Origin of the sequence: Sorangium sp. So ce426 (assembly GCF_051475585.1) — a bacterium.
GTDB lineage: Bacteria > Myxococcota_A > Polyangia > Polyangiales > Polyangiaceae > Sorangium > Sorangium cellulosum_B.
This window is the reverse complement of the sequence record NZ_CP150341.1, coordinates 4,395,937-4,418,164: the sequence shown is the minus strand read 5'-3', so window position 1 is coordinate 4,418,164 and position 22,228 is coordinate 4,395,937. Positions and strand designations below refer to the sequence as shown.

Here is a 22,228-nt window from a genome sequence, read left to right as displayed (position 1 = left end):
TCAAGCCGCCTTGGCCGCGGCAAGCTGTCGGTTCGGCACGCCGGCGAGCTTGCCATAGAGGGTGAGCGCCTGCGCCACCACCTGGTCCATGTTGTAGTAGCGATAGGTCCCGAGCCGCCCGGCGAAGTGGACGCCGGGCGTCTCCTTGGCGAGCTCCTCGTACCTGCGGTAGAGGGCCGCGTTCTCCGGCCGCGGCACGGGGTAATACGGATCGCCCTCGCCCTTCGGGATCTCGTAGACGATGGTCGTCTTCGGGTGCACCTGGCCCGTGAGGTGCTTGAACTCGGTGACCCGGGTATAGGGGTTCTCGTTCGGGTAGTTGATGACCGGCGCGTCCTGGTACCTCTCTTGATCCTTGGTCTCGAAGTGGAACTCCAGGGATCGATACGGCAGCTTCCCGAAGCGATAGTCGAAGAAGGCGTCGACGGGGCCGGTGAAGATCACCTCGCGATGAGGGATCTCGCTCTGCATCTCGCGGAACGAGGCGTTGAGCAGGATCTTGATGTTCGGGTGATCGACCATCCGCTCGAACATGCGCGTGAAGCCGTGGAGCGGCATGGCCTGGTAGGTGTCGGTGAAGTACCGATCGTCGCGGTTGCTCCGCACCGGCACGCGCGCGGTCACGGCGGCGTCGAGCTCGGACGGGTCGAGTCCCCACTGCTTCCGGGTGTAGTGCTTGAAGAACTTCTCGTAGAGCTCGACGCCGACCTTGCTGACGATCACGTCCTCGCTGGTGCGGATCTGCTCGCGTCGCACGGCGCGGGAGGCGAGGAACGCCTCCACCTCGGGCGCGCTCAGGCGCAGGCCATAGAGCTGGTTGATTGTGTCGAGGTTGATGGGGATGGGGACGAGCTGCCCGTCCACCCAGGCGCGCACGCGGTGCTGGTACGGGCGCCACTCGGTGAACTGCGAGAGGTACTCGAAGACCTCCCGCGAGCTCGTGTGGAAGACGTGGGGGCCGTACCTGTGCACGAGCACGCCGGCGGCGTCGTGGTGATCATAGGCGTTGCCGCCGATGTGCGGGCGGACATCGCAGAGCACCACCTTCTTGCCCGAGCCGCGCGCGAGCCGCTCGGCGAGCACGCAGCCGGCGAAGCCGGCGCCGACGATGAGATAGTCAAACATCGGCGCCCTGCCGCGCCGCCGGGCGCCGGGCCGCCATCAGCAAGCCGTCGAGGAGCTTGTCGATCTTCGACCATGTCGCGTCCCACGATCCCTGCGCGAGCAGCGCGTCGGCCCGCGCGAGCCGCGCGGCGTGGTCCTCGGCGAGGTACGCCTCGACGGCGGCCACGAAATCGCCCGCTGTGTCCGCGATGCGCGCGAGGCCGAGCTCGCCGTAGGGCCGGACGACATCGCGGATCGACGTGGAGACGACGGGCTTGCCGCCCGCGAGGTACTCCGGCGTCTTGGTGGGGCTGATGAAGCGCGTGGCCTCGTTGCGCGCGAACGGGAGGAGCGCCACGTCCCAGCCCGCGAGGTAGGCGGGCAGCTCCTCGTAGGTCTTCTTGCCGAGATAGTGAATGTTGGGCGCGCGCGGCAGGCTCGCCGGATCGATCTTCACGACCGGACCGACGAAGACGAGGTGCCACCCAGGCCGGGCGGCGGCCACGCCGGCGATGAGATCGAGATCCATCCGCTCGTCGATGACGCCGAAGTAGCCGAGCCGCGGGCCCGGGATCGTGGCCTGATCGGCGGGCTGCGCGAGCAGCCGGCGCGCCGCAGCGAAATGGGCGATGTCGACGCTGCTCGGGAGCAGGTGCACGTTCGCGTGCAGCGCCCTCTTGGACTCGTAGAGGCTGCGCCCTCCCGTGAAGACAACGTCGGCGCGGCGGAGCAGCTCGGCCTCGTGATGCTTGAGCGCGGGCGGCGCGCCGGCGAACGCGGAGAGCTCGTCCATGCAGTCGTACACGACCGCGCTGGCCGCGAGGTGCCGCGAGAACAGGAGCGCCATCGGCGTGTAGTACCAGAGCACGTGATCGTCGATGCCGAAGCGAGCGAGCATGTCGTCGACGAGATCGCGCTGCAGCGCGTGGATCCGCGCGTCGTCGAGGCCAGACGGAAGGTGCGGCGTGACGACGCGCACGCCGTGGCGATCGACGGGCGCGGCCTCGATCCGCGGCGGCCCGTCGCTCCACACCGGCTCCTCGAAGAAGAACACGCGTCGCGTGCGCGCGCAGCGCGAGAGGAGGTGTTGCGGGCGCTGGAAGACGAAGCTCCAGCGCAGGTGCGAGAAGCAGACGACGTCCGGCCGCCGTTTCGGGCTCATGCTTGTCCTCCTCGGTGGCGGCCGCGGCGCGGCTGATGTGCACGAGCGTGCCGCCCGGGAGGGGCAATACAAGGAACGTACCTAACAGGAGTTACGTGTCACGAACAGCAGAGCTCGCGAGCGAGCGCTCACGCCATCGGGACGAGCACCCTCGGGGTGAACCCGGATCGGGCGTCGTACACCCGCGCAACGCGCCCGGCCACGGCGCAACCGGATCCGCGCTTCGCGAGGATCACCACCGCGCCGCCGAAGATTGCCCGCTCGATCGCCCGAGGGCCACCTCCGTCGCGGAGCTCGGCCGCCTCTCAGCCGCCCGGTTTGGCGAGGCTCCGTTTGAACATCACTCCTCCCCGGCGATCACCTCGTCCATGATGATGCCTTCCTGGCGCGGGCCGGCGCACTCCGCGAGCTCCATCGGGTCGGGGTGCGCCTGCCCGGCGGCCCGGCCGCGCGTGGCGGCGGCGATGGCGTCGATCAGGAATTTCGGCGTCCGATCGGCGTACAGCAGCCCGTTGGCCTCCTGGTAGGTATCGGTGAGCTGCGTGTAGCAGAAGCCTGCGAGCAGCGGTGTCGCGCGCACCACGGCGAGGAGGCGCTCGTACGCCCGCTCCAGCGCTGCTGGGTTGTCGGCGGAGGTGTATCCCCACGTGCCGGGGCGGCGGAGCGCGATACCGCCCATCTCCGAGAGCACGATCGGGTGCTCCTGCTTGCGCGAGTGGCCGTCGAGCACGAGCACGCGGCCGCCGGGGCGCTCGCGCCGGAAGAGCCGCGGGCGAGACTCGCCGCCGTCGTAGCGCTGGGCGATCCGGGCCGGATCCGGGTCGTAGTCATGAATACCGATGATGTCGGTGGCCACGGCCTCCCAGCCGTCGTTGCCGATCACCGGGCGCGTCGGGTCGAGCGTCTTGGTGAGGTGATAGAGCGCCTTGACCGCGTGCCGCTCGCGCGCGCTGTCCGGCAAGTTGGGCACGCCCCAGGACTCGTTGAAGGGCACCCAGGCGATGACGCACGGATGGCTGAAATCGCGGTTGATCGCCTCCGTCCACTCGCGCGTCAGGCGCTCTATCGAGAGGGGCGTGAAGCGGTAAGCGCTCGGCATCTCCTCCCACACGAGCAAGCCCAGCCGATCGGCCCAGTAGAGATAGCGCGGATCCTCGATCTTCTGGTGCTTGCGTGCGCCGTTGAACCCCATGGCGCGCGTGAGCTCGACGTCGCGCCGGAGCGCGTCGTCGTCGGGCGCGGTCATCCCGGTCTCGGGCCAGTAGCCCTGATCGAGCACCATCCGGAGCGCGATGGGCCGCCCGTTGAGCAGCACGCGATCGCCCTGCACCGCGACGGATCGGAGCGCTGTGTAGCTGTGCACGCGATCGATCGTCTCGCCGTCGCGGGTGACGAGCTCGATCTCGGCGTCGATGAGCGTGGGTGACTCCGGGCTCCAGAGCAGCTGATTGCGCGAGTCGTCGATGCCCGGATCGGAGAGCGCGATCCGGCGGTGGACCTCGCCGAGCACCACGGCATAGCTGTCCTCGGCGAGCAGCGCGCCGTTCGCGGTGAGGCGCAGGCGCAGCCGCAGCCCGTCCCGGCGCTCGCCGCCGAGCCGGGCGTAGAAATCGAGCTCCCATCGGTCGAGGCTCGACTGCCAGCGGAGCGCCGCGATCGAGCTCGCGGGCACGCGCTCCATCCACACCGTCTGCCAGATGCCGGTCGTGCGCGGGTACCAGATGGAGTGCGGTTCGAGCTGCCAGTCCTGCTTGCCGCGCGGCTTGGCGAGGTCGAGCGGATCGTCCTCCGCGCGCACGACGATCTCGACGGCGCGCGCCGAGCCGACGAGGTCGGTGATGTCGACGCTGAAGGGGGTGTAGCCGCCGGCATGATGCGCCGCGCGGCTCCCCGCGATCCAGACGGTCGCGTCGTAGTCGACGGCTCCGAAGTGCAGCATCAGCCGCTCTCCGCCGCGGAGCTCCGGCACCGCGATGGTGCGCCGGTACCAGGCGGCGCGGAAGAGGCCGCGCGCGCATACGCCGCTCCGCGGGGTCTCCGGCGCGAAGGGGACCTCGATGACGCCCTCCCAGGCGACGTCGGCTGGCCCCCGGAAGCGCGCCTCGGGATCGAGCGCGAAGCTCCACGCACCGTTGAGTGATTCCCACCCGGCGCGCCGGAGCTGAGGCCGCGGGTAGCCATGCGCGCGCCCGCCGGCGAAGGAGAGGTCTGCTCCGGGGGACGGCTCGGCGGCGACGGACGGGTGATTCATCCTTCGAGGTGCTTCCTTGGCTGTACGGCGGGGCAGACCTTACAGCGCCTCAGGCGTCACGCCATGCCGCCAGCGCGGGTTTTGATCGGCGCGGTGGCGCAGACTTCATCGACGCGCGAATACCGGACAATCGACGTCTCTCCATGAGTCCGCGAATTCCGGCGTTCCGAGCGGGCCCGGCGGCAAGCGGGCAAGTAGCCTCGAGCGGTGCGCTGGATCTGACAGGGAAGCTGCTTGCCGCGAGCTGGTCGAGCCTCACTCGGCGTAGACGGCCACCGTCGCAGTGCACGAGGCATTGCCGACGCAGCCGGCGCGGAAGGTGTAGTAGGCCGAGAGCGCCGCGACGTGGCCACCTGCACGGGCGACCCGGAGCTCAGGTCGAAGAGGCGGAGGAACGTGTCGCCCGAGGAGCTGGCGCCGACGATGCCGGTCGTGCGAGGCTCGCGCTGGCGCTCGGACCCGCCAGCAGTGGAGGCTCTTCCCTCCACCTCGGCGCCGGGCGGCGCGCTCAGCCGGGCGTGGCGATCTCGTCGTAACCGCGGCCGCTGAACTGAAGAAGGCAGACGCCGTGGCCGAAGGGATCGGCCAGGCGGAGCATGCGCCCCCACGCCGCCACCTCGATATCGGCTTCGGGGACCGCGCCTGCCTCCAGCGCGCGGCGCGCGGCGGCCTCGAGATCGTCGACGACGAAATCGAGGTGGACCGGCGTCCAGTGCCGCCGGTAGTCGCGCGGAGACGCACCGGCGGCTGGCTCGCTGCCGGTCGGCTTCGCCAGGAGGTAGATGGGCGCCGCCGCGCCGAGGAGCTCGACCGCGGAGGCACCCAAGCGCCGCCCGACGCGCAGGCCGAACGCACGCGTGTAGAACGCGATGGCAGGCTCGAGCGCCGGAACATCGATGTTGACGAGCAGGTCCGACATGCGATGCAGTCTAGCTGCAGGGCACGTCGCCCCCAAGCCAGGGCGCTTCGCGGCTGCGCAGGGGGACGCCCGGCGCGGGCCGAAAGCCATCGCGTCAGAGCGTCTCGAGGTACGCCACGAGATCGTCGATCTGGGCCGGCGTGAGCGCCGAGGTGACGCCGTGCCGGTCCCCTCCGCCGCACGGGCCGAAGCGGTCGTGGAGCGTCGCGGCGCAGCCGTCGTGCATGTACGGGGCGCGCGCCGCGAGCCCGTGCAGCGAGGGCACCTGGAAGGGCTGGCCCGTGCCCACGTCGACCGTCTCGTTGTTCGTGAGCTTCCTGCCGGAATGGCACGTCGTGCATCCCAGGGTCGGGTCGTTGAGGAGCCACTTGCCGCGCTCGACGGCGTCCTCGTCCGCCGGCTTCGACCGGGGCAGGGCCTTGATCGTGTCGAGCCACTCCGCGAACGCGTCGAGGCGCTCGCGGTCCGGAAGCGAGCCGCCCATCCGCTTCTCGAGCACCTCCTCCATGAAGCCCCTGAAGTCCACCAGGCCACCGTCCCAGTGCAGCGGCATCGTCGCGAGGACACCGCCTGCGACCGATTGCGTGCGGCGCGGTCCGGTGGGTTGGAAGTTCCATACCCGACCATCTTCATGCCCCTCCGGATGGCAGGACGCGCATGTGACGGAGAGGGCTCCGCCGCGGTCGCCATGGAAGAGGGCATGGGAGTCGTCGAGCCGGCTCTCACCGGGAAGCTCGAGCGTGCCGAGCTTCTCGCCGCTGAGGGCCCCGAAGCGCAGGATGCTCGGCGGCTCCCGTACCTGCACGAGCAGGTTTCTCTCTCCGTCGTAGCCGGCGGCGATGGGCTCGCCGCTGGAGCCGACGAAGAGGCGGCGCTGGTCGGGGGCGAGCGCGCAGGTTTCGATCCCGTCCTCCCGCTCGAGGGTCTCGAGCGGCGTCTCGACGACATCGCGGCTGCCCGCCTGCACGATCGCCGCGCTGAGCCCATCCGGCGACACCGCGATGTCGACCGGGAGCAGCCCCACCCCGATGCTGCCCACACCATGTCTGGACAGCACGGGCTCCCACGGATGCCCCTCGCTGGGCAACGGTCGCGTGACGGTCACCGCCGTGTGGATCAAGCGCCGCCTGCAATCCTTCGAGTAGTAGCGGCCGGCCCCCACGGCGTCGACGGGCGTGACGATGGCGCGCTGGTGCACCATGGCCACACCGCCCCCAGGCAGCGGGACCGTCCTCCACGCCACCGCCGGCTCGAACGCGCGCGTGTCGCTCTCGTCGCCGTACAGCTCACCCGGGATGTACGCGAGCGGCCTGATGCGCTCGGCCACGGTCCCGTCCTTCGCGATCACCAGGAGCTCGGCGGACCGGAAGCGGCTCACGAGGAGCGAGTCCCCCTCGACGATCACGTCGCGCAGATCGCGGTCGAGGCGGAGCTCGCGGACCGGCGGGGCCGTGACATCCGAGGAGAGCGTCACGAGCTCGCCTCCCGCGCACGCGACGTGGAGCAGGTCTGTCGCGGCGTCGTACGCGAGCCCGCGGGGCGCGGGGCAAACGGGCCTGCGGTGCATCTCCCTGGTCGCGAGATCGATCATGATCACCGCGCCCCCGCGGCGGAGCGCCACATGAACGGAGCCAGCCGCCCCCTCGGCCACGCGCCCGGGCTCGTCGTCCTTCTCCAGAGGGAGGATGGCGTCCACCTCGAACGTGCCGAGGTCGACGATGGCGATCCTGTCGCGGTCCGGATCCGCCGCGATGGCGAGCGCCTTGTCGGCGGTCACGAGGAGCGTCCCGCCGCTGATCGGGGGAGGCGGCACCGCGGAGACGTTGGGGGGCGGATCGTACGTCTCGGACTCCGTGAAGCCTGGGGTCTCGTAGTACGGGAGTTCGTTCCAGCCGTCGAGCACCTTGCACCCGGCGATAGCCGTGATCATGGCGACGAGCGAGGTGAGCCCCGCTCCGGATAAAGCTTTCATTGCGCCTCCTGCGACCGGCGCGGCTGTGCAAGAAGGCTGCCGGGTTCGTGGGTCGAACCTCTGACGACACCACCTCTCCTCGAAATGAGCGAGATCGCTGCGGGCGTGCCGAGCTCAGGGGGCGCATCCATGCAGCAGGATGCGCGGTCGCGCCCAGGGCACAGACTTCCGGCTGCCGGAATCGTGCTGGAAGACGCAAAATGTATACGCTGAAAAGGCCAGGTGTTGCCGCCGTTCCACACGCGGCGTTCAGGCTGGCGCCTCGCCCTTCATGGCAGTTAGGGAGCGTCTCGCGTGGACAAGGCGACTGGAGGGCCCCTCCCCTCAAGCCATCATCGCGCTCTGGGCCGCTCCATCCGGGCGCCCCGCCAGGAGCAACCTCGACGCCGGCCGCACGATCTCCTCGATCGCGCGCGCGGCCGCCTCGCCGCGCGCCGCGGCGCCGAACCGCCCGTGCGCCGCGAGCTGCGCGCCTCCCGCGCTGTCGCCTCCCCCGAGCTCGGCGCGCCCGAGCCCCGCGAACACCTCTTCCACCGCCGCGCGCACCCGCTCGCCGCCCGCGCGGATCGCCCACGCCACGGTGCCCCACGCGAGCTCCGCGTGCCGCGCCTCGTCCGCCGCGATGATCGCGAGCGCGCTCCGCACCGCCGGGTCCTCCGCGGCGCCGAGCTCCTCGGCCGCGACAACCGCCGCGATGGTCTCTCCGATGCAGCCCTCCTTCGCGGCGCGCGCCGCGATCGACGCGAGATCCGACTCGACCTCCACCCGCCCGTCGAAGGGAAACGCGCCGGGCGCGATCGCCTCGCCCGCATAGGCGCTCGCGAGGGCGAAGCAGAGGCGCGCGTGGCGGGCCTCGTCGAGCGCCGCGCGGTGCGCCTCCTCCACGAGATCGGCCGGCGCACCCGCGGCGAGCAGCTCGAGCGCGAAGCGGCCGAACGAGGCCACGGACGCATGCTCGAAGAGCGCGTCGCGCGTCCACGCCGTGGCCAGCGCCGCCCGCAGATCCGCGGTGAGATGATCGATCCGCGGCGCGACGGCCTCCGCCGCGCCCCACCCGGCGCTGCCGCGGGCGCGGACGAACGGCGCTGTCCGCGCCGCCTCCTCGACGAGGTACGGGCGCCCCTCGCACATCGGGATGAAGTACGCCTGATAGCAGCACTGGCCGTCCTGCAAGGCTCCATCGCTCTTGACGCTGTGCGATCCGAAGCCGGTCTGATTCAGGATTTCCTGCGCCTCCGGCCGCGAGGGGCACGCGACAGGCTCGCTCCCGCCGGCACCTCCGCCGCCCCCGGCTCCCCCCTCACCGCCAGCATCTCCGAGGCTGCTCGCATCGTCCTGCGGCCATGCGAAACAGGCCACCTTGGACACGGGCTCGGGATCGTCGGGACAGCTGCTATAGGTCGTGGTGCAGCCGGCCGCGCCCGCCGCAGCGGGGAGCGCGAGCAGGGCGAAGAGGCGATGGGCAAGCGTGCGGCGAAAGGCATGGGCGGCATTCATCAGACACCTCGTTGATGAAGAGCAGGTCCGGACGCACTTGCACGGCGCATGCCTCCCCCGAATTCAAGCCAACTTCGAGCCCCCGCGCCGGCAGAGTATGGTCGGGCAGTCATGGGGGTGGCGGGCCCGAAGGCGGGGCCCCTCCTCAGGCCGAGCTCTCCACTCCTGTTCATGCAGCGTCGCCAGACTGGCGGTGAGAGCCGCGGACTCCCGGGCGACCTGGCCAGCTCCCTTCGCCCACGCCACGCTCACGCAGCTTTACGCCCTCTCGCGGATAGGGCACGTCCCCTTCCATGGAGGAGCCTCGACATCCGACCGACGCGCAGCCCCCCGCCCCCGAGCCCGAACCGCCGGAGTCGCTCGCGGCGCTCGTGCCGAAGCGGAGGCTCTGGCCGGTCTTCGCGGTGCTCGGCCTCGTGATCGCGGCGGCGGGCCTCCTCGCCTTCCGCTCGATGACGGCGACCGATCCGCTGCGCATCCTCGTGGCGATCGATCTCGACGGGACCTGGTGGGAAGGATCGCAGCCCGCGGCGAGGCTGGCCGACGAGCTCGGCGAGCACCTCGCGGAGCTCGGGTTCGATCCCGTGAAGGGCGGCGATCCGAAGGTGATGAAGGCGCTCGAGAGCGCCAAGGACCCGAAGGAGGCCGCGAAGGCGCTCGGCGCCGGCTTCATCATCGAGGCGCGCCTCGCGCCCGAGATCGTGGAGCACCCGATCAAGGAGGGTTACTTCGAGCTCCGGGTCGACGCGCCGGTGACGCTCACGTTCCTCGACAAGGGCACGTCGACCGAGCGGCGGATCCGCGGCTACTCCGGGGCGACGAAGAAGGACCGCGCCATGGCGCTGCTCGCGAACTCCATGGCGTCCCAGGCGCTCGACGCGGTGATCGCGCAGCTCATGGACCACCCCTCGGTGCGCGAGATCACGGAGGGATCGGACATCAAGCTGCTGGAGCGGCTTTCGTCGGCGCGCAGGTTCGTGAAGGACCGCGCCGCGAACCTCGACCGGGCCGCCGGCGCGTACGTCGCCCGCGCGAAGGAGATCGAGGCCGAGGAGCAGGGGCGCGTGACCTTCCTGTCGCCCCAGGCGGCGGAGGACCTGCTCGTGGGCACCGCCGAGGGCGGTTATTTCGTCAAGACGGCCGACGTCTCGGTGTTCCACTCGGTGAGGTCCAGGGACCTCGCCCGCAGCGAAGCGCTGGAGACGGTCGAGTGGCGGCCGCTCGCTCAACCGGCCGTCCCCACGACGGATCCCGGCGCGGTCAAGCCGATGTGGAGGGGTTATCACGTGTACTCGTACCCGTCGTCGCAGCGCGACGGCGACCGGGTCGCGCTGGTGGAGGACTTCTTCGGCTGGGCGAAGACCATCACGGTCGTCGACCGATCCGGGCAGAGCAAGCGCGTGCGCGTCGATCCGGAGCACCGCTTCGTCGACCCGAAGCTCGCGCCCGGCGGCAGGTTCGTGGCGGTCTACGATCGCCCGGAGGCGGACGCGCAGGCCGATCTGATGGTGCTCGACACCGACGGCGGCAAGGAGGTGTTCGGCCTCCACACCGAGAATGAGTCGCTCGGCGGGTTCGCGTGGCTCGACGAGACGAGGCTCGCGTTCGTCTACGTGCCCGACGCGTCGGAGGGCGACGCGCCGCACCTCGCGGTGGTCGACGTGGGCAAGCAGCCGCTGTCGATCGAGCGCCCGTTCCGCGCGAAGCCCGGGGAGGATCTGCGCAACCCGGCGGCATCGAGCGACGGGACGAAGATCGTGTGCGTCGTCGACGGCGACGAGCCGGGGATCGCGGTCATCGACACGGCGACGTGGCGCCGGAAGGTGTACGCGGCCCCGGGCGGGGCTTCGTGGCCCGCGTTCTCGCCCGACGCCGCGCGCGTCGCGTTCGAGACGCGGGGCGCGGGCGGTACGGACATCGCGGTGCTGGCGCTCTCCACGGGCGAGATCAAGAAGTTGACGGTGGGCTCCGCGACGGAGCGGGTGCCGCGGTTCTCCGCCGATGGGAAGCGCGTGCTGTTCGAGGTGCGGTACCGCGACCCGGTGTTCCCGCAGAAGCGGTCGATCTCGCGCATCGCGAGCGCGGCGGTCGACCCGTGACCGCGCCCCTCCTCCCGCCGCAGCACGGCGCCGGCGCCCCGCAGAACGCCGGCGCCCCGCCGCAGAACGCCGGCGCCCCGCCGCCGGACGCCGCTCCTCCCGGCGAGGAGAGCGCCGCGACCGCGATGTTCTACCGCATGTCGGCCGAGCGCCTCCACGCGCGTTGCCTGTGGAGCGGCCTCGCGCTCGCGCTGTCGGCGCTGGTGCCGTACGAGGTCGCCTACGGCCACGGGATCTTCGTGTGGAGCGTGCTCCCCGAGCTCGCGCCCGCCGCCCAGGTCGCCGCGCTCGCGCCCGCGATCGCCGGCCTGTGGCTGCTCTTCCTCGGCGCGCGCACCGAGCGGCGCGCGGGCCTGCTCGTCGAGCGGCCGACGTCGCGCGCGATCGCCGTGCTCGCCGCGTTCGTGGCCGTGAACGTCGCCGTGTGGATCGGCCGCCGGAGCTCCGCGTGGGACATGCTGCCGCTGCCGGACAGCCTGCTGACGCGGCCGGCCCCGTTCCTCGCGGTCTTCGCGTTCACCGCGGCGGGCGTGGTGCTGCGCTTCCACGCCAGGGCGCGCAGGGGCGGCAGCGCGCTGCTCATCGCGTCGCTCGCCGCGGCGCTCGTCTTCTACCTCTGGCCGTCCCGCGGCGAGATCCCCGCGCAGACGATCGCGCGCGCGGCCGTGCTCGTCGCGACGCTGCCCGACGCCCGCTTCCAGCTCGGCTACGGCATGGTCCTGCTCTTCGTGCTCGGCCCGCTCGCGATCGCCCTGCTCGGCCTCGCGCACGCGCGCAGCGTGCCCCGGCGCGAGCACCCGGGCCTCGCGATCGCGGCCGTGTGGGCCATGCCGGGCCTCATGCTGCTCTTCGTGTACCGCGCGTTCCTCTCGGGCGGCTGGGGCGTCGAGGCGGGCACCGTCGCCTTCTTCGCGCTCCTGCTCGCCGCGGTCGTGGCGGCGCTCGCCTCCGCGATCGAGGTGCTCGCGCTCGGCGTGATGGTGCCCGAAGCCGAGCTGGAGCCAGGCATCGGGGCCAGCGCGGGCGGCGCCCGGCCGATCGTGGCGGCGGGCGCGGCCGCGGCCTCGGTCGCCGCGCTGCTGGGCGCCCTGCTCGTGCTCGGCCGCCCCGCGCCGAAGGGCGTCGACTGGAGGCTCGTCGCGCCCACGGCCGAATGGGACAGGGTGTACGGCGAGCTCTTGCCGAGCTGGGAGCGCGCGCGCATCGCCCGCGACGCACACGCGCGCAGCGGACGCGCGCAGGGCACGGGCGCGGAGGCGCAGGTGCTGACCAGGGCGCGCGGCCGCGAGATGCTCGCGGTCGCCAGGGCGCAGCCCGACGGCAAGGACGTCGCCGCGGCGCTCGCGACGCTGGCCGCTCAGGTGGACGATCTCGAGCTCTCCGGCCGCGCGTTCGGCCGGCTCGTCGCCGAGGCCAACGACGCGGCGCGACGCTCCGGGCTCGGGTACTACCTCGACGCGGCCGTCAATCTCAGCGTCTCGGCCGACGGCGCCACGCGGCGCTTCTACACGACGCCTTACCGGGTCAAGGAGGTCCACGCCTACCGCGTCGGCGACGACCGCTTCGCGACGCTGCTCGTGGAGCCGATGACGGACGAGCGCCGTGTCCACCTCGGCTTCTCGCGCGACCAGGATCCCTTCGCGCTCGTCGTCGGCTCCGAGGTCCGGTCCTATGCCGAGCGGTTCGATCAGGAGGGCGCGACGTGCCACGCGGCGGCGGACGGCGCGGACGGCGCTCGCGCCGGCGCCCTCGCGCGCTGCGACGCCGCGCTCGCGAAGCTGCGCGGGCGCCTGGGCTCCACGCTCGAGCGGGCCGTGCTCGCCGGCACCGAGCGGCACGAGCTCCAGCACCAGATCGACGGCCCTCACCTGCCCCTCTCGCCGGCGGTGACCGAGCTGCTCGCCGGCTTCTCCGACGAGGCGCAGGACCGCGTGAGCCGCGAGCTCTCCGCGTACATCGCCGAGATGACGGCCGGCGACGCGCCGCCGCAGCTCACGCTCGTGCACCTGTTCCCCTTCGGCGTCGTGGCCCGCGGCGGTGCCGAGCACCGGGTGGCCACGCTCGTCCTCGAGACGCTCGCCGGGAGGAAGCTGCGCTTCGGCGCGCGGCAGGTCGATCCCGAGACGTACGCGCGGGCGTTCGAGGAGCAGGTCAGCCGCGGCGACGACGAGCTGCGCGAGGCCGCGCGGCGGGGCTACCGCGAGCACTTCGGGGTGGATCTGCAGGAGCCCGTGCGGGAGTGACCGCCCCTCTCGCCTGGAAGCGCCGCCGCCGCAGCCAGCCCCGCCTGGAAGCGCCGCCGCCGCAGCCGGCCCCGCTCGCCTGCGCGCCTCAGGGCAGGACGCGCGTCTCCCGCGCCGCCGACAGCGCCGCGCCGCCGGCCCACGGCTCCATCCGGTCTCCCAGCGAGGCGCGCACCTTCGCGACCTCGTCCCGTGTGATGGCGGGCGCGCTGTTCCCCCAGCTCGACCGGACGTAGGTGAGCACCAGCGCGACGTCCTCGTCCGACAGCGTGACGCCGAGGTTGGGCATCACGTCGTTGTAGAGCGCGCCGTTCACCTCCATCGGGCCGGCGGCGCCGAGCAGCGTGATCCGGATCGGCGTCTCCTTGTCCTCGATCAGCCATGACGACCCGGTGAGGGGCGGATAACGTCCCGGCTTCCCCTCCCCCCTGGCCTGGTGACAGTTGGCGCACGAGCGATAATAGATCTTGCCGCCCTGGGCGAGGTCCTCGGCCGGGACGCCGGAGGCCGCCACGCCGCCCGTCGGCGTCCGGGCGTCCAGCTTCCGGAGGACCATCCACGGCAGCGCGAGCACGCCGAAGGCCACGATCAGCATGATCACCACGACGTGCGCCGTGCTCTGCGCTCCGTCTCGAGCGTCGTCGCGCTTGCTTGCTGGACCCACGGGGTGCTCCTCCGCCGCAGGTGAAGCGCACACGTCCGCGGCCGTCAAGGATCCCCTGACGCCCGCGGGCGCGCCTCGGCTCGGCGCGGCTACGCCGTCGCCGTGGCCACGGCGACCGCGGCGCTCTCGCTCCTCGCGGGGGAGGCGCGCGGCGCCTTCTTGCGGGTGACGCTGCGCCGGCCGTCGATGCTGACGGGCGCGTCCCCGTCCACCGTCACGCGGCGCACCACGCGGATCTGATCGCCGTAGTCGTTGATCGCGTAGTGCTGCGTGGCGCGGTTGTCCCAGATCGCCACGTCGCCCGCGGCCCAGCGCCAGCGGACGGTGTTCTCGAGGCGCGTGACGTGCTCCTGGAGCACCTGGAAGAGGTGCGCCGAGTCGTGGGACGAGACGCCGAGCAGCCGCTTGACGAAGTGGCCGAGCACGAGCGACCGCTCCCCGGTCTCCGGGTGGACGCGCACGACGGGGTGCTCGGTCTCGTACACGGTCGACGTGAACACCTCCTGATAGCGCCGCACGTCGTCCGCCGACGAGTTCGGCTTCCGCGCCTGGTAGTCGTACTCGTTGCTGTGGACCGCCCACAGCGTGTCCGCGAGCGCGCGCAGCGCGGGCGGCAGATCCTGGTACGCGGCGACCGTGTTGGCCCAGACGGTATCGCCGCCGTACGCCGGGATCACGAGCGCCCGGAGGATCGAGGCCCTCGGGTAGGCGTCCACGAACGTGACGTCGGTGTGCCAGGAGTTCGCGCGCCCGCCCTCCCGCGAGTCGAGCTCGTGGATGGTTTCGGTGCCATTGACCACGGGCACCGTCGGGTGCGCGACGGGCTTGGCGCCGAACAGCGTGGTGAGCGCCTCCTGCGAGGCGTCGTCGAGGTGGTGCTGGCCCCTGAAGAAGATGACCTTGTGTCGCAGCCAGGCCTTCCGGATCTCGCTCACGGTGGCGGCGTCGAGATCGGCGCTGAGGCGCACGCCGCGCACCTCCGCGCCGATCCGGCCAGCGACGGGGACGATCTCGAGGACGTTGTTGCTCTGGTTCTGTGTAGCGCTCATGCGGAGTTCTCCTCGTGGCAGAGAAAGCGAAAAGGGTGCTTGGATGGCGTCGCTGTGTGGTGGTCGGCTATCGACCTGTCAGCTCAGTGCGACGCCGGTTTGTGTGCGATGGCGAAGAGGCGCTTCCCCTCGAGCCGGATGCCCTCGGGCGTCCGGAAGGCCTCGAGCTCGCGCTGGATGTCCTCGATGGCCTGGCTGCGCAGCGACTCGGGCAGGTGGCCGAGGAAGTTGCCGAACGAGCTCGCCTGGGAGAAGGCGATGGCGGCGCGCCCGTCCGGCTGATGGTGCACGTTCTCCTGGGCCTCGATCTTCTGCACGGTGAAGCCGGCGCCCCCGAGCAGCCCGGCGAGCTCCACGGCGGTGACCCAGTGGGGCGTCCCATCCCGGGACTCCGGATAACGCGCGTAGGGCTCGCGCGAGAGCACCTCCCGCTTGATGGCCTGCAGGCGGTTCGGGTGATCCTTCGCGCCCGTGGTGAGCCCGATCCGGCCCCCCGGCTTGAGCAGGCGGTGGATCTGCCGCAGCGGCTCGGTCTTCTCGGGGAGCCAGTGGAAGACGGCGTTGAGGTACACGACATCGAAGCTGCCGGAGGGGAGCCCGTCGAGCGCGTAGGCGTTGCCGACCTGGAAGGAGAGGTTCGCCTTCGCCTTCTGCTGGGCGATCTCCACGCGCAGCGGCAGCGGATCGATCCCGAGCACCTTCCCTGTCGGCCCGACGAGGCCCGCCACGTGCTCCGCGAGCAGCCCGGTCCCGCTGCCGACGTCGAGCACGTGATCGCCGGGGCGGACGCCGATCTCGGCGATCAGCCGCTTTCCATGGCGGAACTGCCGATCGGCGCTGCGCACCTCGTAGTCCTGCGCGAGCTGGGGCGTATCGAAAACGAGACTGAGACCACTCATGCGACGGCTCCGTGAAAAGGTTGTTTTCGGGCGCGCTCGGCGGGGTGACGGCCCGGGCGGCGCGCCACCGCGGGCCCGGGCGGCGCGCCGCCGCGGGCTCGGGCGGCGCGCCGTCGTCGGCGTCGGCGTATCGCACGCGCCGTGCCAGGCATTTCCACGCGCTTCGGCCGGACATCGCGCGCCTGGTGCTGCGTCACGAGCACGCGGTCAGCAGCGCCTGCTGCCGAGGCCGCACCGCGCCCGCGCGAGCATCGCGGTCAGCAGCGCCTGCTGCCGAGGCCGCACCGCGCCCGCGCGAGCATGGCGCCGGAGCGGCTCAAGAGCGCGGCGGACAGGCCATGCGGGGTGTCCAGGCCGGGAACGATCCGGCGCTGGACGCGCGGTGTACAGCAAGGGTGGACCATTCGATAGGTTCACCTGTTTCAGAGGGCGCCCTGCCCTCATCGGGCTCTGTCGGCCCCACCGCTTCTGTCCGGCCGATCGTCGATTGATCGACGTTCACATCCCTGCGAACGCGGACGACCGGTGACCGGATGAAGCGCGCGGCGCGGGGGCGATGCGCGATGCGGCATGGCGAAGGCGCGACTCCACGCTCCCAAGCGCTCCTCTCCTGTGGCAGACTGCGCGCATGCTTTTTCATGTCGTGAGGAACGGTTCACTCGTCGGCGCGCTGCTGCTCGCGGCGGGATGTAGCTCGGGCGGCGGGCCGGCGCAGCCCGAGGGCGAAGGGGGGTCGGGCGCCACGGTGGGCAGCGGCGGATCGGCCGCGCAGACGAGCGGCGCAGGCGGCGCAGGCGGCGCTGGGGGCGCGAGCTGCGCAGAGTTCGCGATGCCCACCGACGTGGAGTGCGCTGCGCCGCTCGACGGCGTGCTGCCGGTGGACCTGCGCTGTACGGGGCTTTACGGAAACTTCGATCAGCGCGAGCTCGCGTGCGGTGTGCTCGAGTACAAGCCTGCCGTGGAGCTCTGGAGCGACGGCGCCGAGAAGCGGCGCTTCGTGTCGATTCCGAAAGGGCAGCAGGTGGACACGAGCAATCCGGACGCGTTCATCTACCCCGAGGGGACGCAGTTCTGGAAGGAGTTCAGCGTGACGGGCGCGGGCGGCGCGCAGCGCCTCGCGGAGACTCGCCTCCTGCGCAAGACGGCCGCCGGCTGGGTCTACACGAGCTATGTGTGGTCCGAGGACGAGAAGCAGGCGATCCAGATGCAGAACGATTTCGGCGTGACCGATCTCTACGGCACCGGCCACACGGTGCCGAACCGCGATCAGTGCAAGGAGTGCCACGTCGGACGCGCCGATTACGTCCTCGGCTGGGACGCGCTGATGCTCGGCGCTGGGGCCCAGGGGATCTCGGCCGACACGCTGGTCGAGCTCGGGGTGATCGCGGACGCGAGCCATCTCGCCCTCACGATTCCTGGCAACGAGGTGGAGCGCCAGGCGCTCGGCTACCTGCACGCCAACTGCGGCGTGAGCTGTCACAACGACCTGCCCGAGGCGGCGGCCCACGATACGGGCCTGTACCTGCGGCTCGAGGCGGGCGAGCTCGGCGAAGTGATGGCCACGGACGCCGCCCGGACGGCCATCAACAAGCGCCCCGCGGAAAACGCGAAGTACGAGGGCCTCACGAACCCCGACCCGGCCAACTGGTACGACATCCGGCCGGGGGACCCGTCGCGCAGCTTGCTTGTCGCCCGCCAGGTGCTCCGCGGCTTCGAAGGGCAGATGCCGCGCATCGGGACGCACAAGGTCGACGAGACGGGCGTGGAAGTGGTCTCGCGCTGGATCCAGGAGATGAAGGAGACCTACCCTCCGCCTGGACCCTAGTACGGCCTGGCCCAGGTCCGTCTCCGGTTGCGTGCAAGGTAGTGCCGAGCTGCCCGCCCCAGGTCGCCTCACAGGCGGCAACCAAGCTTGTTCGGTCACGCTCAGGGCACGAAGCCCGCTCCCCCCACCATCGGTCACCGACGTCAACGTGAACATGAACGTTTACGTGGACGTGGAGTTGGACGTGGTCGTGGTCGTGGACGTCAACGGTAAGCCGTAAACGACCACGACCACGTTCACGTAAACGTAAACGTTAGGATGTAGGAGAACGCGGCGCGAAGCGTGGTTAACGCCTATGCCACGGGGCGAGCAACGGAATCGATGTTCGGGATGCCAGGAGGGAGTCGGAGCGCCCCGGGCATCCTCTGACGCCTCGGGGTACGGAGCGGGGCGGGGCGGAGGGCACCGATCGCGCCCCCCGAGCCCCGAATGCCGCGAGGCCGGCAGCTCGGATTCCCGCCGACCTCAAGCGTTCGCCAGGATCAGGTCGGTCCCGGGGCGCCGTCCGCGATCCACTTGCGCAAGATCTCGAGCTGCGTCGCGCTGACGGTCGGCCCCCCCGTGCTGGGCGGCATCACGCCCGAGATGCACTGCGCCGTGGAGGACTGCTGGCACCCCGCGCCCTCCGCCTTGCCGGAAGCCTTGAGGTAGAGCCAGCTATTGTCGGGGTCGCCCGGGACGACGAGCTTGAACTGGCCGCCGCCGCGGGAGGCCACGTTGACCAGACCGTCGACGATCTCCTTGGAGCTGAGTCGGCCACCGAGCGACAGCCCCGCGTTGGGGCCCGACTCGGCGTGACAGCCGCTGCACAGGTTCGTCGCGCTCTCGAAGATGGGCCGCACCTTCTCGTGGAAGTATCCGGACTCGTCCGGCAAAGGCGCATTGGGATCCCTGACATCCTCGGGGTCCAGGTTCTCCTTGATGATCTTGATCTCGGTATCCATCTCGCGGCACTGCGCGACGAGATCGTCCGTCAACTTCTTGTCCGTCGGCAACATCCCCTTGGCGCGCCGGTACTTCTCCCACACGTTGTCGATCCAGCCGTGGAGCTTCCAGAACATGTAGTTGTCGATGTTCGCGTTGGTGTTGTTCACACCGTGCGTCGTGTTGCCCGGCCGCGCCCACTTGGCGTGCAGCACGAAGTGGAGCCCAACCCACGGCATGTTGGTCGCCCCCGCCAGCTTCTGCCCCACGTTGCACTGAAGCCAGAAGCCGAGCTCGCCTTCGTCCTTGAACCTCGCGAGGTTCTCGGGCTTGTCGATCTCATCGCCGATCTTCCCGGCTTCGAGGGCGGCCGAGTCCCAGTTCTTCCACGCGGAGCGCCACTGGGGCGGCACGTCTTCCGCCTTGGTCGGGAACTTGGTGAAGCCCTCGAACTGCTCGCTATGCTTGGGCCAGAGCTGCTTCAACGCCTGGATCATGTGGCGGTGAAACACAAGGAACTGATAACCGTCGCCGGCGGACTGACAGTTCTGATCCTTCGGGACCAGCTGCTTGAATTTGCAGATGCCGACCTTGCTCCCGGCGCCCCCGAAGTTGCAGGCGCGGATCGCGTGCCACTCGACGTGAGCGTCCTGCCACCTGTTTTCATACATCCAGTCCAGGACCTGGGGCTGCACCGTCGTATCGACGATGTCCGGACTGTTGTTGCCGGGCGGATAGAACTCCGCCGGGCCATCCTTCATGTTGGGATCCGAGTCGCTCGGGTGAGGCATGTACCCGCTCACGCAGTGGTCGTACGCAGGATGGTCCTCCGGACCGCCGCCGACACCGGCGCCTCCAGTGCCCGCGCCCGAGCCCGAGCCCGAGCCCGAATCCGCGCCCGTGCTCGCCTGCGAGCCCGCGCCGGTGCCCGCGCCAGAGCCTGAGTTCACGCTCGATTGCGAGCCCGCGCCGCCCGTCCCGCCCGTCGCGTCGGGTCCTCCCGCGCCGCCCTCCGACGCGCCGCTCAACGAGTTGCCATCGTCACCGGCGCACGCGCCGAGCAACAACGCGGCCAGCGCGGCGAGCGTGGCCAGGCCCCGCCGGGGCGTACGGAGATCGGTTGCAGACACCTGGTGCTGGTCGATAAATCGCATGTCGCTCTCTCAGGCTCTCAGGCCGTTAGGCTCAGTCCGTCAGGCGCAACCCGCCTCGCCTCGGGCAGGTAACACAACTCTACCAGCGCCACGCGAGCTTCGTCAACGGTGTTAACGAACGTACTGTGCTCGTGTATTTATAAACTTGTGAACGATCACATGCAGACTGTGCAGTGAGGGCGGCCCTTTCGACGCGAGTTGACTCGGTGGCCAGGCCGTCGGCTTCAGATGTCGAGTCGAGCGAGGCGACCCGCCAGCGCCGGTGTCTCAGCGGACGTGGATATCCGGCTTCGGCGCCGCGGCCATCCCCTCCCCGATATGGAAGCTCGGGTGAGGCGGCTGGTTGTAGGCGCCGTTCTGCCACGAGATGGCAACGCGGTACTGCGGATCGTGCATCAGGGTGTAGATCCGGTTCGTCGCGACCTGGTTCGTGGTGAAGATGCGGATGGAATCGCCGCAGCGGAAGATCACCTCTTCACGCCAGTCGCCCAGGATGTCGGCGCTGAGCGTCGGCGTGCTCTTCGTGCCGTTGTTCGAGGCACACCCGGCGGCCGTGAAGTTCCCCCCTTGGCCGTCGGCCTGGCGGATGCCGTTGCCGTCGAGGAGCTCCCGGCTCAGGTCCGCGTCCCACCAGATGAGGAAGTTGCTCGACGCAGGGCGGCTCCCGACGCCATCGCCGTCCGAGCCGCGCAGCAGCTCGCTGTTGTTGACCCACGCCTCGCTGCCAGGGCTGCGCGGGTCGACGTCCGCCGCCACGCCCCGGCCAGGACCCTCCTCGCCGCCGTTGCCTGGCCCCTTCCAGAGGACCTCGCACGTGCGGGCGTCGCGCATGGCGTAGGCGGGCGCGTCGCCGCTCTCGTACGGCTGGAACACCTCGAGGCCAGGGCGCGACGGGATGTGATCCGTGACGTGCAGCGCGTCGCCGTGAGCGTAGTAGTCCACCGCGCAGAGGCCCGTGCCGTCGTCGTCGAACGTGGCGCCGCCGTTGATGATCTCCTGCTGCGGGTCGTCGTCCACGTTCGCGACGCTGATGGAGTGGCAGCCCTTGCCGCCGAACGCCTCGTTGGCGCGGCTCGAGCTGGAGTCGAACGTCCAGAGGTTCGAGAGCGCGCCGTCGCGGTAGTTCCAGGCCGAGAGCGTGGTGCGCGCGTAGTAGCCGCGCCCGAACACGACGCTCGGGCGCCCCGTGTCGTCGAGGAACGCGATGGTGCCGACGAAGCGGTCGACGCGGTTGCCGTAACACTCGTTGTTGCCCCAGCTGCACGGGTCGCCGCGCCCGACCTTGAACTCGGTCGTGGCCAGCTCCGCGCCGGTGTCGCCGGCGAACACGGTGAGGTACTCCGGGCCGGTGAGGATATAGCCGTCGTTGTTGCGGTAATCCTTGGAATCGTCATCGCCGGCCGCGGGCCCCTTGCTCAGGTACTCGCCCCTCCCATCGCGCGTCCCCGGCGCCGTCTTGACGGCCACCTCCGCCTTCCCGTCGCCGTCGAGATCGTACACGAGGAACGGCGAGTAGTGCGCTCCGGCCCGGATGTTCACGCCGAGATCGATGCGCCAGAGCCGCTTGCCGTCGAGCGAGTAAGCGTCGAGGTAGGTCTTGCCGGTGCGGCCGGCCTTCGAGTTGTCCTGGAGGTTCGACGGATCCCACTTGAGGATGATCTCGTAACGCCCGTCGCCGTCCACGTCTCCCACGCTGCCATCGCCGCTCGAGTACGTGTAGCCGTCCCCCGCGGGCGGCGGCGTCGTCGGGATGGACAGATATCCATCCTTCCACACGGGCGCGGACTCCGACTCGCCTTGCTCGACGCCGCCGACGACGGGCCGCACGGTGTAGACCGAGCTCGGAGAGCCGCCGCGGTCGACGAGGTTCGTGGAGTCCGCGAGCGGCGCGGCGTTGACCTTGGCGCCGTCGCGGTAGACGTTGAACGCGATGTCGTCGGGGTCGTAGCCGAACAGGCGAAAGCCCACGTACGTGCCGCCGTCCGTGGGCACGGCCACGACGCCGCGGTCGAGGTCTTCCATCTGCGCGAACCCCGTCGGCCCGCCGGCGCCCGCGCCGCCGCTGCCGGTCGCGGCGCTGGTCCCGGCGCCGCCGCTGCCGGTCGCGGCGCTGGTCCCGGCGCCGCCGCTGCCGGACGCGGCGCTGGTGCCCGCGCCGCTGCCGCTGCCGCTGGACGCCGCGCCTGTCGCGCCGCCGCCCGTCCCGGCGCCCTCCCCGCCGGCCCCGTCCGAGCCGGTTCCGGGTTCACCGCTCGATCCGCATGCCAGGTGAGCGGCAGCGAGCGAAAAGCAAATCAAGAAAATAGGTCGTCTCATGCATACCTCGCGCGGCCCCTCATCGTCCGGTCGGCGCCTCGCCTCCCGGCCGTGAGCGGAATGGTGGCCTCGTTTCTCACCCAGGTTGTGAGAGCAGGGCGAAGTCAGTCATGAGAATTGCACGGGACGCACGATTTCTCGGGCGTTGAA

The 22,228-nt window shown here is 70.9% G+C and carries 14 protein-coding genes; 3 read left to right on the top strand and 11 right to left on the bottom strand.

Translation table 11 applies throughout. The annotated features are described in order from the left end of the window. From glf to WMF44_RS16465, 6 genes are all read right to left on the bottom strand, one after another. Positions 1 to 1,125 carry a UDP-galactopyranose mutase gene (gene glf, locus WMF44_RS16490; protein ID WP_437300064.1) on the bottom strand — a complete coding sequence of 375 codons (1,125 nt, stop codon included), beginning with the start codon at positions 1,123 to 1,125 and terminating at the stop codon, positions 1 to 3. Next, positions 1,118 to 2,266 carry a glycosyltransferase family 1 protein gene (locus WMF44_RS16485; protein WP_437300063.1) on the bottom strand — a complete coding sequence of 383 codons (1,149 nt, stop codon included), beginning with the start codon at positions 2,264 to 2,266 and terminating at the stop codon, positions 1,118 to 1,120. Before WMF44_RS16485 ends, glf begins: the two co-directional genes overlap by 8 nt. Before the next feature lie 340 nt (positions 2,267 to 2,606). Further along, positions 2,607 to 4,517, bottom strand: coding sequence for a glycoside hydrolase family 2 protein (locus WMF44_RS16480; protein WP_437300062.1), 1,911 nt, complete (start codon positions 4,515 to 4,517; stop codon positions 2,607 to 2,609). A 508-nt stretch (positions 4,518 to 5,025) separates the two neighbouring features. Next, positions 5,026 to 5,436: a VOC family protein gene (locus WMF44_RS16475; RefSeq protein WP_437300061.1), complete on the bottom strand. Its 411-nt coding sequence runs from the start codon at positions 5,434 to 5,436 to the stop codon at positions 5,026 to 5,028. A 94-nt stretch (positions 5,437 to 5,530) separates the two neighbouring features. Continuing rightward, positions 5,531 to 7,408 carry a c-type cytochrome gene (locus tag WMF44_RS16470; protein ID WP_437300060.1) on the bottom strand — a complete coding sequence of 626 codons (1,878 nt, stop codon included), beginning with the start codon at positions 7,406 to 7,408 and terminating at the stop codon, positions 5,531 to 5,533. Positions 7,409 to 7,732: 324 nt separating this feature from the next. Continuing rightward, positions 7,733 to 8,905, bottom strand: a complete 1,173-nt coding sequence (locus WMF44_RS16465; protein WP_437300059.1) for a ferritin-like domain-containing protein — start codon at positions 8,903 to 8,905, stop codon at positions 7,733 to 7,735. A gap of 293 nt (positions 8,906 to 9,198) precedes the next feature. Between WMF44_RS16465 and WMF44_RS16460 the strand changes: the two genes are divergently transcribed. Both WMF44_RS16460 and WMF44_RS16455 read left to right on the top strand, forming a co-directional pair. Beyond that, positions 9,199 to 11,004 (top strand): hypothetical protein, encoded by a 1,806-nt coding sequence (locus WMF44_RS16460; protein WP_437300058.1) that lies wholly within the window; start codon positions 9,199 to 9,201, stop codon positions 11,002 to 11,004. Continuing rightward, the gene (locus WMF44_RS16455) at positions 11,001 to 13,247 is read left to right on the top strand and encodes a hypothetical protein (protein ID WP_437300057.1); all 2,247 of its coding nucleotides are present in this window, start codon (positions 11,001 to 11,003) and stop codon (positions 13,245 to 13,247) included. Before WMF44_RS16460 ends, WMF44_RS16455 begins: the two co-directional genes overlap by 4 nt. Positions 13,248 to 13,335: 88 nt before the next feature. On the opposite strand, the gene WMF44_RS16450 is transcribed toward WMF44_RS16455, so the two are convergent. The 3 genes from WMF44_RS16450 to WMF44_RS16440 form a co-directional block, all read right to left on the bottom strand. Next, positions 13,336 to 13,911, bottom strand: coding sequence for a c-type cytochrome (locus WMF44_RS16450; RefSeq protein ID WP_437300056.1), 576 nt, complete (start codon positions 13,909 to 13,911; stop codon positions 13,336 to 13,338). Between the two features lie 89 nt (positions 13,912 to 14,000). Beyond that, positions 14,001 to 14,960 (bottom strand): TauD/TfdA dioxygenase family protein, encoded by a 960-nt coding sequence (locus tag WMF44_RS16445; RefSeq protein WP_437300055.1) that lies wholly within the window; start codon positions 14,958 to 14,960, stop codon positions 14,001 to 14,003. Between the two features lie 83 nt (positions 14,961 to 15,043). Next, a complete protein-coding gene (locus WMF44_RS16440; protein WP_437300054.1) occupies positions 15,044 to 15,859 on the bottom strand; it encodes a class I SAM-dependent methyltransferase in 816 nt (271 codons plus the stop codon). A gap of 628 nt (positions 15,860 to 16,487) precedes the next feature. Between WMF44_RS16440 and WMF44_RS16435 the strand changes: the two genes are divergently transcribed. Next, entirely contained in the window at positions 16,488 to 17,684 is a 1,197-nt protein-coding gene (locus tag WMF44_RS16435) for a hypothetical protein (protein ID WP_437300053.1), read from the top strand. A 482-nt stretch (positions 17,685 to 18,166) separates the two neighbouring features. Here WMF44_RS16435 and WMF44_RS16430 read toward each other — a convergent pair whose 3' ends face one another. Together WMF44_RS16430 and WMF44_RS16425 are read right to left on the bottom strand one after the other, a co-directional pair. Further along, positions 18,167 to 19,762, bottom strand: coding sequence for a hypothetical protein (locus WMF44_RS16430; protein WP_437300052.1), 1,596 nt, complete (start codon positions 19,760 to 19,762; stop codon positions 18,167 to 18,169). A gap of 267 nt (positions 19,763 to 20,029) precedes the next feature. Continuing rightward, positions 20,030 to 22,078 (bottom strand): rhamnogalacturonan lyase, encoded by a 2,049-nt coding sequence (locus WMF44_RS16425; RefSeq protein ID WP_437300051.1) that lies wholly within the window; start codon positions 22,076 to 22,078, stop codon positions 20,030 to 20,032. Positions 22,079 to 22,228 lie beyond the last annotated feature (150 nt).